The organism is Rhodococcus sp. WB9 (assembly GCF_007558985.1).
Lineage (GTDB): Bacteria > Actinomycetota > Actinomycetes > Mycobacteriales > Mycobacteriaceae > Rhodococcus_F > Rhodococcus_F opacus.
Genome location: NZ_CP041769.1, coordinates 5,101,444 through 5,114,221, shown reverse-complemented (window position 1 = coordinate 5,114,221; position 12,778 = coordinate 5,101,444). Strand labels below are relative to the sequence as shown.

13 protein-coding genes are annotated in these 12,778 nt (G+C 69.3%); 7 read left to right on the top strand and 6 right to left on the bottom strand.

What is annotated here, in order from left to right:
* Positions 1-39 precede the first annotated feature (39 nt).
* Positions 40-1,779, bottom strand: a complete 1,740-nt coding sequence (gene sucB / locus FND50_RS23730; protein ID WP_025432898.1) for a 2-oxoglutarate dehydrogenase, E2 component, dihydrolipoamide succinyltransferase — start codon at positions 1,777-1,779, stop codon at positions 40-42.
* A 329-nt stretch (positions 1,780-2,108) separates the two neighbouring features.
* Here sucB and FND50_RS23725 point away from each other — a divergent pair, with 329 nt between their 5' ends.
* Complete coding sequence (locus FND50_RS23725; protein WP_005260093.1) at positions 2,109-2,447, top strand: hypothetical protein; 339 nt, start codon at positions 2,109-2,111, stop codon at positions 2,445-2,447.
* A gap of 68 nt (positions 2,448-2,515) precedes the next feature.
* Here the strand turns inward: FND50_RS23725 and FND50_RS23720 are convergent, their stop codons facing one another.
* Positions 2,516-4,033, bottom strand: a complete 1,518-nt coding sequence (locus FND50_RS23720; protein ID WP_144287308.1) for a leucyl aminopeptidase — start codon at positions 4,031-4,033, stop codon at positions 2,516-2,518.
* A 111-nt stretch (positions 4,034-4,144) separates the two neighbouring features.
* Between FND50_RS23720 and gcvT the strand changes: the two genes are divergently transcribed.
* A complete protein-coding gene (gcvT, locus tag FND50_RS23715) occupies positions 4,145-5,245 on the top strand; it encodes a glycine cleavage system aminomethyltransferase GcvT (RefSeq protein ID WP_144287307.1) in 1,101 nt (366 codons plus the stop codon).
* 63 nt (positions 5,246-5,308) lie between these two features.
* Positions 5,309-6,412 carry a branched-chain amino acid aminotransferase gene (locus FND50_RS23710; RefSeq protein WP_005260097.1) on the top strand — a complete coding sequence of 368 codons (1,104 nt, stop codon included), beginning with the start codon at positions 5,309-5,311 and terminating at the stop codon, positions 6,410-6,412.
* A gap of 19 nt (positions 6,413-6,431) precedes the next feature.
* Here the strand turns inward: FND50_RS23710 and FND50_RS23705 are convergent, their stop codons facing one another.
* From FND50_RS23705 to cobU, 3 genes are read right to left on the bottom strand one after another with little or no spacing between them, the layout of a single operon-like run.
* Positions 6,432-7,172, bottom strand: a complete 741-nt coding sequence (locus tag FND50_RS23705; protein WP_144287306.1) for an adenosylcobinamide-GDP ribazoletransferase — start codon at positions 7,170-7,172, stop codon at positions 6,432-6,434.
* A gap of 2 nt (positions 7,173-7,174) precedes the next feature.
* A complete protein-coding gene (cobT, locus tag FND50_RS23700; protein ID WP_144287305.1) occupies positions 7,175-8,293 on the bottom strand; it encodes a nicotinate-nucleotide--dimethylbenzimidazole phosphoribosyltransferase in 1,119 nt (372 codons plus the stop codon).
* Positions 8,290-8,937: a bifunctional adenosylcobinamide kinase/adenosylcobinamide-phosphate guanylyltransferase gene (gene cobU / locus FND50_RS23695; protein ID WP_144287304.1), complete on the bottom strand. Its 648-nt coding sequence runs from the start codon at positions 8,935-8,937 to the stop codon at positions 8,290-8,292. Before cobU ends, cobT begins: the two co-directional genes overlap by 4 nt.
* A 100-nt stretch (positions 8,938-9,037) precedes the next feature.
* On the opposite strand from cobU, the gene FND50_RS23690 reads away from it, so the two are divergent.
* Positions 9,038-9,253, top strand: coding sequence for a hypothetical protein (locus FND50_RS23690; protein ID WP_144287303.1), 216 nt, complete (start codon positions 9,038-9,040; stop codon positions 9,251-9,253).
* 3 nt (positions 9,254-9,256) lie between these two features.
* Here the strand turns inward: FND50_RS23690 and FND50_RS23685 are convergent, their stop codons facing one another.
* Positions 9,257-9,913, bottom strand: coding sequence for a DUF3043 domain-containing protein (locus tag FND50_RS23685; RefSeq protein ID WP_007297475.1), 657 nt, complete (start codon positions 9,911-9,913; stop codon positions 9,257-9,259).
* Positions 9,914-10,001: 88 nt separating this feature from the next.
* Between FND50_RS23685 and FND50_RS23680 the strand changes: the two genes are divergently transcribed.
* From FND50_RS23680 to FND50_RS23670, 3 genes are all read left to right on the top strand, one after another.
* Positions 10,002-11,078 carry a glycerate kinase gene (locus tag FND50_RS23680; RefSeq protein ID WP_144287302.1) on the top strand — a complete coding sequence of 359 codons (1,077 nt, stop codon included), beginning with the start codon at positions 10,002-10,004 and terminating at the stop codon, positions 11,076-11,078.
* A gap of 138 nt (positions 11,079-11,216) precedes the next feature.
* Entirely contained in the window at positions 11,217-11,567 is a 351-nt protein-coding gene (locus FND50_RS23675) for an iron-sulfur cluster assembly accessory protein (RefSeq protein ID WP_005247725.1), read from the top strand.
* 179 nt (positions 11,568-11,746) lie between these two features.
* Complete coding sequence (locus FND50_RS23670) at positions 11,747-12,721, top strand: carbohydrate kinase family protein (protein ID WP_144287301.1); 975 nt, start codon at positions 11,747-11,749, stop codon at positions 12,719-12,721.
* Positions 12,722-12,778: the final 57 nt, after the last annotated feature.

Sequence of the window (12,778 nt, the reverse complement as noted above, 5' to 3'; positions counted from 1 at the left end):
CCCCTGCGAAACTACGTTCGGCTCGAAGTCCGGTGACGATCAGAGGCCGAGGTCGGCCTCGAACGCTCCCTGCTCCAGACGCTGCTTGATCGTGGTCAAGAAGCGGCCGGCGTCGGCGCCGTCGACGAGGCGGTGATCGTAGGTGAGCGGCAGGTAGCACATCGAGCGGACGCCGATGCTTTCACTGCCGGACTCGTCGGTCACGACCACGGGACGCTTGACGATCGCGCCGGTTCCGAGCATCGCGGCCTGCGGGGGCACGAGGATCGGGGTGTCGAACAGGGCGCCCTGGCTGCCGATGTTCGTGATCGTGAACGTGCCACCGGACAGCTCGTCCGGCTTGAGCCCACCGGAGCGGGCGCGCTTGGCGATGTCCGCGATCGCGCGGGCCAGGCCGGCCAGCGACAGGTCGCCGGCGTTGTGGATCACGGGGGACAGCAGACCCTGGTCGGTGTCGACCGCGATGCCCAGGTGCTCGGCGTCGTAGTAGGTGATCTGCTTGTTCGCCTCGTCGTAGCTGGCGTTGATGTTCGGGTGCGACTTCAGCGCCTCGACGACGGCCTTCGCGAAGAACGGGAGGAACGTGAGCTTGACGCCCTCGCGCTCGAGGAAGGTGTTCTTGGCCTGCGCGCGCAGGGCCGCGATCTTGGTGACGTCGATCTCGAAGGTCTGGGTGAGCTGCGCCGTGGTCTGCAGCGACTCCCGCGTCTTCGTGGCGGTGATCTGACGAATCCGGTTGGCCTTCTGCGTGGTTCCGCGCAGGTGGGCAAGTTCGGGGCGGACCCCGGCGGAGGCGGCTGCGGGAGCAGCGGCGGCGGCCGGTGCGGCAGCAGGCGCGGCAGCGGCGGCCGGTGCCTTCTTGGCCTCGGCGGCAGCGAGGACGTCCTGCTTACGGATGCGGCCACCGACTCCGGTGCCCGTCACCGAGGACAGGTCGACGTTGTTGTCCGTGGCGAGCTTGCGCACCAGCGGGGTGACGTACGGGGTGCTGTCTCCGGACGTGGCCGCGGGAGCGGGTGCGGCGGCTGCGGGAGCAGGCGCGGATGCTGCCGGTGCGGCGGCCGGGGCCGGTGCACTCTTGGCGGGCTCGGGCTTCGCGGGCTCCGGGGCCGGAGCGGGCTTCGCGGGCTCGGGGGTCGGCTCGGGCTTCGGTTCCGCGGCCGGCTTGGCGGCGGGCGCACCCGAACCGATGACGGCGAGCTGACCGCCGACGGAAACGGTGTCGTCTTCCTCGGCGCTGATCTCGAGGAGAGTACCGGCGACGGGGGACGGGATCTCCGTGTCGACCTTGTCGGTGGACACCTCGACGAGCGGCTCGTCCACGGCGACCTCGTCGCCGACGGCCTTGAGCCAGCGGGTGACGGTGCCCTCGGTGACGGACTCGCCCAGTTCGGGCATCTTCACGGCGGTGCCCTCGGCGGAACCGTTGCCGGATGCTGCGGGCGCGGGCTCGGCGGCCGGCGCCTCCGCGGCGGGAGCCGGCTCTGCGGCGGGCTCTTCGGCGGCGGGTGCGGGAGCGGAGTCGGAGGCAGGAGCCTCACCGGCGTCGCCGATCACGGCAAGCTCGCCACCGATTTCCACGGTGTCGTCTTCCTGAGCAACGATCTTGCTGAGAACGCCGGCCACGGGAGACGGGATTTCCGTGTCCACCTTGTCCGTGGAGACTTCGAGCAAGGGTTCGTCAACTTCGACCGTGTCTCCTTCCTGCTTGAGCCACCGCGTGACAGTTCCCTCGGTGACACTCTCACCAAGCGCTGGCATCTGGACGGAGAAGGCCATGTCTTTTGACTCCTCGACAGTTGTGTTCGGGTTGTTGAATTTTGTCGACTTGTGGTCGTGAACCATTGTGCTTCGAGATGCACGTGTCTTGCGTCTACTTGCAGGTAATTCCGATTCGTCGTCACCCACTCGCTGTGTCGGCGCTCCACATCTTTCCATTGATCCGGCGGGCGTGTCCGCCGAGGGGCACCCGTCGGGGACTCCGGTGTGTCGCGACGTAATCGCTACCGGCCAGTAGTTTTCGTGTGCGGCGGAAACCGGGCGTTCGCTGGCAAACTTGGAGGACAGTCGCCGGCATTGTCGGGCGCACGCACTCGAGGAGGCTCGACGTGGGGTTGTTCGACCGATTCTCGCGGCCTCGGTCCGGTCGATCTCAGGCGTCCCCCGAGGACGCCGCGTATCTCGCGAACTGGACTCGCACGCACCTCGGTGTGGAGGCCTACGTGGAACCTCAGACGACGGTGACGGAAGTCACTGTCGTGCTTGTTGCGGCGGACGGCGAATGGACCCGGCGCCGGGTTGGCGGTGAACGCGGCGCCCGCACACTCGGCGAGGACCTCCGCATCCCCGTGTACGACGTTCGCAAGACCGGCTACCCGCAGCGGATGCGCGATCACGACGCGCGACGCCGCATCGAGCGGAAGCGCGAGCGCGAGCGCGACCTCTAGGCGGCTTCGCCGCCCGTGCGCCTTTCTGGTTGTTCCAGCTACCGGAAAGGCGCACGGGCGCGGAGCGCCTACCCGTTGGCGGCGATGTCCTCGATCACCGAGATCATGGTGCGCACGGGCACGCCGGTGCCGCCGCGGCCGGTGTATCCCCACGGTCCCGACGAGTTGTACGCCGGTCCGGCGACGTCGATGTGCGCCCACTGCACGCCGTCGGCGACGAACTCCTTGAGGTACAGGGCCGCCGCGAGCATGCCGCCCCAGCGATGGTTGGTGACGTTGGCGAGGTCGGCGACCTTCGAATCGAGGTCCGAGCGCAGTTCGGCGGGCATCGGCATGGCCCACGCGTTCTCACCGATCTCCTGGGAGATGGCGGCGACGCGGTCTCGGAACTCGTCGGTGCCCATCACACCGGGCGTCCGGTTGCCCAGTGCTACCATCTGCGCGCCGGTGAGGGTCGCGGTGTCGATGAGGTAGTCGGGATCGTCCTCGCACGCGCGGACGATGGCGTCGGCGAGGACGAGGCGTCCCTCCGCGTCGGTGTTGATGACCTCCACCGTGGTGCCGCCGTACTGGGTGAGGACGTCGCCGGGTCGCTGCGCGGTGGACGACGGCATGTTCTCGGCCATCGGGACGGTGGCGGTGACGTCGACGGGCAGTCCGAGCTTGGCGGCGAGGACCACGGTGGCGACAACGGCTGCGGCGCCGCCCATGTCGGACGTCATGTTCTCCATGCCTGCGGCGGGCTTGATGGAGATGCCGCCGGTGTCGAACGTGATGCCCTTGCCGACGAGCGCGACCTTGGGGGCGTTCCGCTTCTTAGCGGAGTAGGTCAGCCGGACCAGCCGCGGTAGCCGGGACGAGCCCTTGCCCACCCCGAGGATGCCGCCGTACCCGTTCTTTTCGAGCGCCTTCTCGTCGAGGACCTCGACCTTCAGCCCGGCCTCGGTGCCGAGAGCCTTTGCGCGGTCGGCGAATTCGGCGGGGAAGAGGTGGCTCGGGGGAGTGTTGACGAATTCGCGCGCAGTGGCGACGGCGTCGGCGATTGCCGCGGAGCGCGCGAGGGTCTCCTTCGACTCCTTCGCCCGCGGAGACGACACCAGCAGCTCCACCCGCGAGACAGGTTGTGCGTCCGGGCCGGGAGCGGATTTCGCGGACTTGAACTCGTTGAAGCGGTACGCGCCGAGGGCGAAACCTTCGGCTGCGGCACCGAGATCGAGCACGGACAGGGTGGTCGCGACGGTGCCGACGCCACTGAGTGAACGCGCCGCGGCGCCCGCGGACTTGCGGATCTGCTCGGCGTCGAGCTTCTCGGCCGAACCGAGGCCGACGGCCAGCACACTGTCGACCGGAAGCGTGTCGGGTGCCGGGATGCGGGTCGTCTCCTCCGCCTTGCCGGAGGCGCCCACCGCGACGAGCGTGTCGAGCAGATCGGTCAGCACCGATTCGTCGACGATGCCGTCGCCGAGCGCGATTTCGGGTCCGTCCGAGCTCGACGTCAACCCGATCACCAACACGTCCACCCGCTTGCCGACGGTGCCGGCCAAGGCGAGTTGTGGTCCGAGGGGTCGGGCTGTGTGAGTGCTCACGGTGTCTCTCCTGCAGCGGTTCGGGATCGGATGGTCGACGTCCGTCCCGATGGTAGTGCTCGTCCGCCGTCGCCTACCCGGTGCGCCCTGGGGTCGGATAAGTTGAGGCCCATGACCGAGGAGCAGTTGTCCCAAGGCCCCGTCCACGCCGTTCACGTCGAACTCGGGGCCACGTTCGCTCCCTTCGGCGGCTGGGAGATGCCCGTCTCGTACGCCGGTGTCGTCGCCGAACACACCGCGGTGCGCGAGTCGGTGGGGGTATTCGACGTCAGCCACCTCGGCAAGGCCCTTGTGCGGGGCAGCGGCGCCGCAGCCTTCGTGAACTCGGCGCTGACCAACGATCTCGACAAGATCGGCCCCGGCAAGGCGCAGTACACGCTGTGCTGCACGCCGTCGGGCGGAGTGATCGACGATCTGATCGCCTACTACGTGAGCCCCGACGAGGTGTTCCTCGTCCCCAACGCGGCCAACACCGCGGACGTGGTCGCGGCACTGGCCGCCGCGGCGACCGAGGGCGTCACCGTGGAGAACCAGCACCGGGACTTCGGTGTGATCGCCGTCCAGGGCCCGAAGTCGGCGGACGTACTCACCGCCCTCGGCCTGCCCACCGACATCGAGTACATGGCCTTCGCGGACGCCACCTGGGACGGGGTTCCCGTCCGCGTGTGCCGCAGCGGGTACACCGGCGAGGTCGGGTTCGAACTGCTGCCGCGCTGGGAGGACAGCGAGAAGCTGTTCCGTGCCGCGGTCGAGCAGGTCCGCGCCCACGGCGGCCAGGTCGCCGGTCTCGGCGCCCGGGACACGCTGCGCACCGAGATGGGATACCCGCTGCACGGGCACGAACTGTCGCTGGAGATCTCCCCGCTCGAGGCGCGATGCGGCTGGGCGATCGGGTGGAGGAAGCCGAAGTTCTGGGGCAAGGAGACGCTCACCGACGAAAAGGAGTCCGGCCCGGCGCGCACGCTGTGGGGCATCAAGGCGCTGGACCGCGGGGTTCTCCGCGCCGGTCAGACCGTGCTGCGCGACGGCGAGTCGATCGGCGAGACCACGTCGGGCACGTTCTCGCCCACGCTCAAGGTCGGGATCGCATTGGCGCTGCTCGACTCCGGAGCCGGCGTGTCGGCGGGAGACGAGATCGCCGTGGACGTCCGGGGACGCTCACTGCGCGCCGAGGTGGTGTCTCCGCCGTTCGTGGAGATCAACACCAAGTAAGCGCCTGTCGCGGACGACCTGTCGGCCGTGGGGCGGCGGAAGGCGTTCGATAAGATCACGGGCATGACAGGTGTCACCGAGTTCGTTCGCGTCCCGCATCCCGCCCTCACCTCCGACGAGGTACGGCGAGAGATACTGGCGGCGCCCGGATTCGGTCGGTACTTCACGGACCACATGGTGTCGATCACCTACTCCACGGAGCTCGGCTGGCACGACGCCAAGGTGGAACCGTACGGGCCGCTCCAGCTCGACCCCGCCGCGATGGTGCTGCACTACGGGCAGGCCATCTTCGAGGGGCTGAAAGCGTACCGGCAGCCCGACGGCGGCATCTCGACGTTCCGCCTCGAAGCGAACGCCGAACGACTCGCGACGTCGGCGCGTCGTCTCGCGATGCCGGAACTACCGGAGGAGTTGTTCGTCAAGTCGATCACCGAACTGCTCGAGCTGGATCACGAATGGGTGCCCGCCGCCGGTGGTGAGGACGCGCTGTACCTTCGCCCGTTCATGTTCTCCACCGAGGCCGGACTCGGTGTGCGTCCGGCCGACGAGTACCGCTACCTGCTGATCGCCTCGCCCGCAGGCGCCTACTTCCCGCGTGGAGTGAAGCCGGTCAGCGTGTGGCTGTCGACGGAATACGTGCGCGCCGCACCCGGTGGCACCGGCGCCGCCAAGTTCGCGGGCAACTACGCGGCGTCGCTTCTCGCGCAGGCGCAGGCCGCCGACGAGGGTTGCGACCAGGTGGTGTGGCTCGACGCCATCGAACGGTCGTACGTGGAGGAGATGGGCGGCATGAACCTCTTCTTCGTGTTCGGCTCCGGATCCGACGCCCGCCTCGTGACGCCGTCCCTGTCCGGTTCGCTGCTGCCGGGTATCACCCGTAACTCGCTGCTGACCCTCGCGACCGACGCCGGTTTCGCGGTGGACGAGCGTCGGATCAGCACCGACGAATGGCGCACCAAGACCAAGTCGGGCGAGATCACCGAGGTGTTCGCGTGTGGTACGGCGGCGGTCATCACGCCTGTCGGCCGGGTCAAGTCGGCCGAGGGTGAGTTCACGATCGCCGACGGCGAGCCCGGCGAGGTCACCATGGCCCTGCGCGACACGCTGACCGGCATTCAGCGGGGAACGTTCGCCGACACCCACGGGTGGATGACGAAACTGCGCTGATCTCGGTTTCGGCGGTCGCTCAGAACGTGAGACCGATCGCCGAGACGGTGACGGTGATCTCGAGCACGGCGCCGAGCACGTCGCCGTTGAGGCCGGCGAATCGCCGGACGCAGTGAGCCACCAGGAACGCGGTGAGCGTCAGCGCGACTGCCACGACGATCGGTCCCTGCCACCACGGCGAGGTGCACCACGCGGCCGCCGCGAGGAGCGGAACGGTCCAGGCGATGCCGGTCCACGGTGACTGGGTTTCGGCGACCAGTGCGCCGAATCCTTCCGTCGACGACGCGGGAATTCCGCGCCGGCAGGCGAAGACGACCGCCACCCGCCCGGCCGCCACGGCGACGGCGACGCACGCGAATTGTCCTGCGACGGACAGAGATCCGAACGCCAGTCCCTGGGCGCCCAGGCAGATCACCAGGGCGCACACCCCGAACGGGCCCGCGCCGCCGCTGTGCATCACGGCCCGCGCCCGCTCCGGTGGCCCGTAACAGCCGAGCCCGTCGACGGTGTCGGACAGACCGTCGATGTGCATGCCCCGGGTGGCGAGAGCGTGTGCACCCACCGTCATCAGGCCGGCGAGGGCCGGGTCGAGACCGGCGGACACGAGCGCCCACAGCAGCACCGCGGCCAGGACTCCCAGCGCGACCCCGGTCACCGGCGCCGCCCGGATCGCGCGGCGGCCCGACACGCGGTCCGCGGAATCCGGTCCGCGCAGGGGGAGGACCGTCAGCCAGGAGAACGCGAGCAGTACGCCCGACACGGTCAGCCCGCGGTATCGGCGGCGGAGCCGGGCGCGGTGTCCTCGACGTCCTCGGCGTCGCGGGTGCTGACTCCGGCCTCCGCGAACGTCGCCATCTCCGCGAGCGTGGCGACGGCGCCCTGCAGGATCGGCAGCGCGGTGACGGCGCCGGATCCCTCGCCGAGTCGCATATCGAGTTCGAGGAGGGGGTCGAGTTGCAGGTGCTTCAGTGCGATCGTGTGGGCCGGTTCGGTGGAACGGTGGCCGGCCAGCCACCACGCGCGGGCGCCGTGCGCGAGTTCCTCCGCGACCATCGCGGCCGCGGTGACGACCACGCCGTCGAGAATCACAGGGGTCTTGCGGGCGGAGGCCTGGGCGAGGAAGCCGGCCATCGCGGCGAGGTCGGCGCCCGACACCGTACGCAGGAGCGCCACCGTGTCCCGGACCACCGGCCGGGCCCGGCGCATCGCGTCGCGGATCGCCGCCGTCTTCCGGATCCAGCCGGCGTCGTCGACACCGGTGCCCCGGCCGACCGCCGCCACCGGTTCGGTGTCCGTCAGCGCGGCGATGAGAACGGTGGCCGGCGTGGTGTTGCCGATTCCCATGTCGCCGGCGATCAACAGGTCTGCGCCGGAATCGATTTCGGAGTCGGCGATGGACCGTCCGGCCTCGATGGCCTTCAGTGTCTCCTCATGTGTGAGCGCGTCCTCGCGGTCGATCGCCCCCGACGAGCGGCGAATCTTGAACGTGGACACCGACGGATCCGTGTCGCCGTCGACGGACAGGTCGACGACGCGCACGCTTGCGCCGGCCCGGTTCGCGAGAGCATTGACGGCGGCCCCGCCGCCGACGAAATTGGCGACCATCTGGGCCGTCACTTCGGGCGGATACGCCGAGACGCCGGTCCGTGCCACTCCGTGGTCGCCGGCGAAAACCACCACGCGCGCCCGCGCGAACGGGGCGGGCGGGCAGACACCCTGGCAGGCCGCGGCCCAGCATGCGAGCGTCTCGAGGCGTCCGAGCGAGCCGGCCGGTTTGGTGAGCTGCAACTGACGGGCCTCGGCCTGTGCGCGCACCCCTTCGTCGGGTGGGGTGACGGGTTCGAACCGACCGGGGTCGGTGCTCACGGACTCGCTGGTCACGCTTGGCCTCTCGCTCGAGTGGACACTTCTGCCCCGCACGCCTCGCGTGCGGGATCATCTTTCAAGGTCATGGTCAGTCCGGCGACGACGAGGACCACGCGATCGCAGACCTGGGCGAGCCGCGCGTTGAGGGAGCCGATCTCGTCGCGGAACAGGCGACCGGACCGGGTCTCGGGGATGACGCCGAGACCCACCTCGGGAGTCACCAGCACGAGTGCGCCGCGGTAGTCGCGGACGCTCGCGACGAGTTCGTCCGTGCGTGGGGCGATGGTGCCCCGCGGCGAGTCCCAGGCTGCGGCGCCGTCGAGTTCGACGGTGAGCCAGGTGCCGAGATCGTCGACGAGGGTGGCCGCGGCTTCGGTGGGGGAACGCAGTTGGTCGGCGAGGTCGAGCCGGTGCGCGGTCTCCACGGTGAGCCAGCTGCGGGGACGCCGATCGCGGTGCTGAGCGATGCGGTGTTCCCAGTCGTGGTCGTCGGGGTCGCGGTGACTGGTGGCGACGTAGCGCACCCGGCCCGCCCCGGCCAGGGCCTGGGTCAGTTCCTCGGCGTGAGCGGATTTTCCGGAGCGTGCACCGCCGAGCACGAGTGTTCGCGACGTCTGGTTCGGACGGCTCGGGCGGTCCGGGGAATCGGCGGTGGGCACGGAGGGAAACGCTACCAACCCACCGGAGTGGCAGTATTTTGACGAAGAACGTCAATTCCGCCACTGTTGGCGGGAAGTGAATGGGCGGAAAATTTCAGCCATGACCGAATTCCTCGTCCTCGTTGCACTTCTCCTCGTGCTGCATGCGGCCGTGATGTACGCCGGTTGGCACCTGGGCCCACTCCATCCGCGACTGCGGAAAAGCTACCGCGACAACTTCTTCCGACCGGCCGATCCGATGACCGACCTGTCCTACGACCGCGACGCCGACCTGGGGCGGCTGCTCGCCGAGACGCACCGCGCGCCCCACAACTGACCGTCAGATGGCGTCGCCGGGGCGCACCCGCGGCTTGGGGGCGCGCAGCTTGCGGATCTGCGACGCACGCACGAATGCGTACCACCCGAGCTTGAAACCGCCGTCGGGGGTGTCCGGGAAGCGCTCCCGCACCTGATTGTTGATCTTGCGGCCCAGCCAGACGCCCTCGATGGCCATGAACATCATCATGATGAGCATGGCGAGTGTCACGATCGCCTGCAACGCCGGGCTGACGAACATCGCCATGATGAGAACCAGGGCCAGCGGCATGAACAGGCCGACCAGGTTGCGCCGGGCGTCCACGATGTCGCGGACGTATGCGCGGACCGGGCCCTTGTCGCGGGGGAGGAGATACTTGTCCTCGCCGGCGAGCATGCGGGCGCGTCGCTCGGCGGCGGTGGCGCGTCGCTCCGCCGCGGCGACCTTACGCTCTTCCTTGCTACCGCGGGTGGCCTTCTTACGGGCGCGTGCCTCTTTCGCCGTCAGGGGCGCGGGCGCGACCGGGCCGCGTCGCTTCGCCTCGGCGTCGCGTCGCTTGGGGGTCGGGCGGCCCTTGCCTGCCTGTTCGGCGGACTCCGCCTCCGGGGCCGTGGACGACTCGGCGACCTCGACGTCCCGCTTGTCTGAATTGTCCGAATCACCGCGGCGTAGCAATTTCACTCTTCCAGAGTATGGGAAGACGGCGCCGGGAGGAAAACCGCCCTCACATCGAAATGCCGGGTCGCGCCCGTCGCCATACACTTCGCCGATGCGAGTGATGATCGCACCGGACTCCTTCGGTGAAACGCTGACCGCCGTCGAGGCGACCGCCGCGATCGCGGCGGGATGGTCGGCCGTGCGCCCGGACGACCAGCTGATCGAGGCGCCGCAGTCCGACGGCGGCCCCGGATTCGTCGACGTGGTCGCGGCTGCGGGCGGCACCGTCCGGACCGCGGTCGTGGAAGGGCCCCTCGGCGCCGACGTCACGGCCCGCTGGCTCCTCGACGGCACCGACGCCTACCTCGAATCCGCCCAGGCCTGCGGACTCGGACTGCTGGGCGGACCGCCGACGCCCCGCACCGCCCACGACGCGCACAGCCGGGGCGTCGGCCAACTCGTGGTAGCGGCACTCGATGCCGGGGCGAGCAGAATCGTCGTCGGTCTCGGCGGCAGCAGTTGCACCGACGGGGGCCGCGGCCTCGTCGAAGCCCTCGCGCAGGGTTTCGGGAGCGCGGACGCCGCCGTCGCCCGCCTGCGCTCGGTGGAACTGGTGGCCGCGTCCGATGTCGAGCACCCGTTGCTCGGCGAGCACGGCGCCGCCCGCGTGTTCGGACCGCAGAAGGGCGCCGACCCCGACACCGTCGCATTCCTCGAGGACCGGAACGCCGCATGGGCGGGGCAACTGCAGCGGGTGACGGCCCGGGAGGTCGCCGCCGAGGCCGGGGCCGGCGCCGCCGGTGGCATCGGGGCCGCGCTGCTCGCCCTCGGCGCGACCCGAGAATCCGGTGCTCACGTGGTCGCGCAACGCACCCGGCAGGATCGGCAACTCGCCTCCGCCCAGCTCGTGATCACCGGGGAAGGCCGGCTCGACCAGCAGTCGCTGCGCGGGAAACTCGTGATCGCGCTCGCCGCTGCCGCCCGCCGGCGGTCGATCGCGACGCTCGTCCTGGCCGGGCAGGTGCTCCTCGACCCCGCGGATCTCTACGGCGCGGGCATCGACGACGCACTGTCGCTGGTGGACCACGCGGGATCCGTCGAACTCGCGATGTCGGACGCATACGCGCAGCTGAGAGACCTTGCCGCGGCCGCAGCCCGCGGATGGGACGGTGCGGCCGCAGGGCAGTAACCGGAATCCGCGACGTCGGATACCATGGACGTGGATCGATCTGCGGACGCTGCCGCAGGGATTGGAACCCGGGAATAAGTCGGGCGCGGAGTACCGTTGAAGCGTTCACGGGTTTGTTACGAACTACAGGGAGAGCCCATGACTGTGCAGAACGAGACCGCCGTCCACGGCGTCAAGATGACCGAAGCCGCCTCCGCCAAGGCGAAGGCGCTGCTCGATCAGGAAGGTCGTGACGACCTCGCACTGCGTATCGCCGTGCAACCCGGCGGCTGCGCAGGGCTGCGTTACCAGCTGTTCTTCGACGACCGGAACCTGGACGGCGACCTGATCGTGGACTTCGGTGGCGTCGCCCTCGCGGTGGACCGGATGAGTGCGCCGTACGTCGAGGGTGCCTCGATCGACTTCGTCGACACCATCGAGAAGCAGGGTTTCACCATCGACAACCCCAACGCGACCGGTTCGTGCGCCTGCGGCGACTCCTTCAACTGAGTCTCAGGCCGAAGTACAACTGAATCGACAAGTCTGACGCGGCGCCGACCGGCTGCCGCGTCAGACTTTTTTCGTGCCCGATCTCCACGTACCCGGGTCCCCGTGCTGCCGACCGATCGCGGTGGTACCCCGGGGTACGGTGAGAAATCCCGACCGAACTCATCGAAAGGCATCCGCCCGTGACAATTGCGGTTACCGGTTCCATCGCCACCGACCACCTGATGCGGTTTCCGGGCCGGTTCGCCGAGCAGCTGCTCGCCGATCAGCTCAGCCACATCTCGTTGAGCTTCCTGGTCGACGACCTCGTAGTCCGGCGCGGGGGAGTGGGCGGCAACATCGCCTACGCCATGGGCGTCCTCGGTGGATCTCCGCTGCTGGTCGGGGCTGTCGGGGCCGACTTCGCGGACTACCGCCAGTGGCTCGAGAGCAACGGTGTCGACTGCACCGCCGTCCGGATCTCGACCACCGCGCACACCGCGCGTTTCGTGTGCACCACCGACGAGGACATGGCGCAGATCGCGTCGTTCTATCCCGGTGCGATGAGTGAGGCCCGCGAAATCCAGCTGTCCGGTATCGCGCAGGACGCCGAAGCGCTCGAGCTGGTCCTGATCGGCGCCAACGACCCCGAGGCGATGATCCGCCACACCGAGGAATGCCGCCGGCAGGGAATCCCGTTCGCCGCCGACCCGTCGCAGCAGCTCGCCCGACTGAACGGCGAGGAGGCGTCGGCGCTGATCCGCGGTGCAAAATACCTGTTCACGAACGAGTACGAGTGGGGACTGCTGCAGCAGAAGACCGGACTGACCGAAGAGGAGATCCGCGCTCAGGTCGGCGTCCGCGTCACGACCCTCGGTTCCAAGGGCGTCGAGATCGTCGACTCCGAGGGCAACTGGACCCGCGTCGCCGTCGTTCCCGAGAAGGCGAAGGTCGACCCGACCGGTGTCGGTGACGGATTCCGGGCCGGATTCCTCCTCGCACACAGCGCGGGCCTGAGTTTCGAGCGCTCCGCGCAGCTGGGGTCGCTGGTGGCGGTGCTGGTACTGGAGACCGTCGGAACCCAGGAATGGACGTTCGACCGCGACGAGGCTGTCAAGCGCCTCGCGGACGCCTACGGCTCCACCGCCGCAGACGAGATCGCTGCCGTTCTGCCGTAACAGGCGGCTCCGCCGCCCGTGCGCCTTTTTGGTAGCGCCAACTACCAAAAAGGCGCA

What these genes read in the sequence shown, in the direction of transcription:
- FND50_RS23680 (WP_144287302.1), top strand. Translation starts at nt 10,002, where the DNA reads ATGCGAGTGATGATCGCACCGGACTCCTTCGGTGAAACGCTGACCGCC.
- FND50_RS23710 (WP_005260097.1), top strand. Translation starts at nt 5,309, where the DNA reads ATGACAGGTGTCACCGAGTTCGTTCGCGTCCCGCATCCCGCCCTCACC.
- FND50_RS23690 (WP_144287303.1), top strand. Translation starts at nt 9,038, where the DNA reads ATGACCGAATTCCTCGTCCTCGTTGCACTTCTCCTCGTGCTGCATGCG.
- sucB (WP_025432898.1), bottom strand. Translation starts at nt 1,779, where the DNA reads ATGGCCTTCTCCGTCCAGATGCCAGCGCTTGGTGAGAGTGTCACCGAG.
- FND50_RS23675 (WP_005247725.1), top strand. Translation starts at nt 11,217, where the DNA reads ATGACTGTGCAGAACGAGACCGCCGTCCACGGCGTCAAGATGACCGAA.
- gcvT (WP_144287307.1), top strand. Translation starts at nt 4,145, where the DNA reads ATGACCGAGGAGCAGTTGTCCCAAGGCCCCGTCCACGCCGTTCACGTC.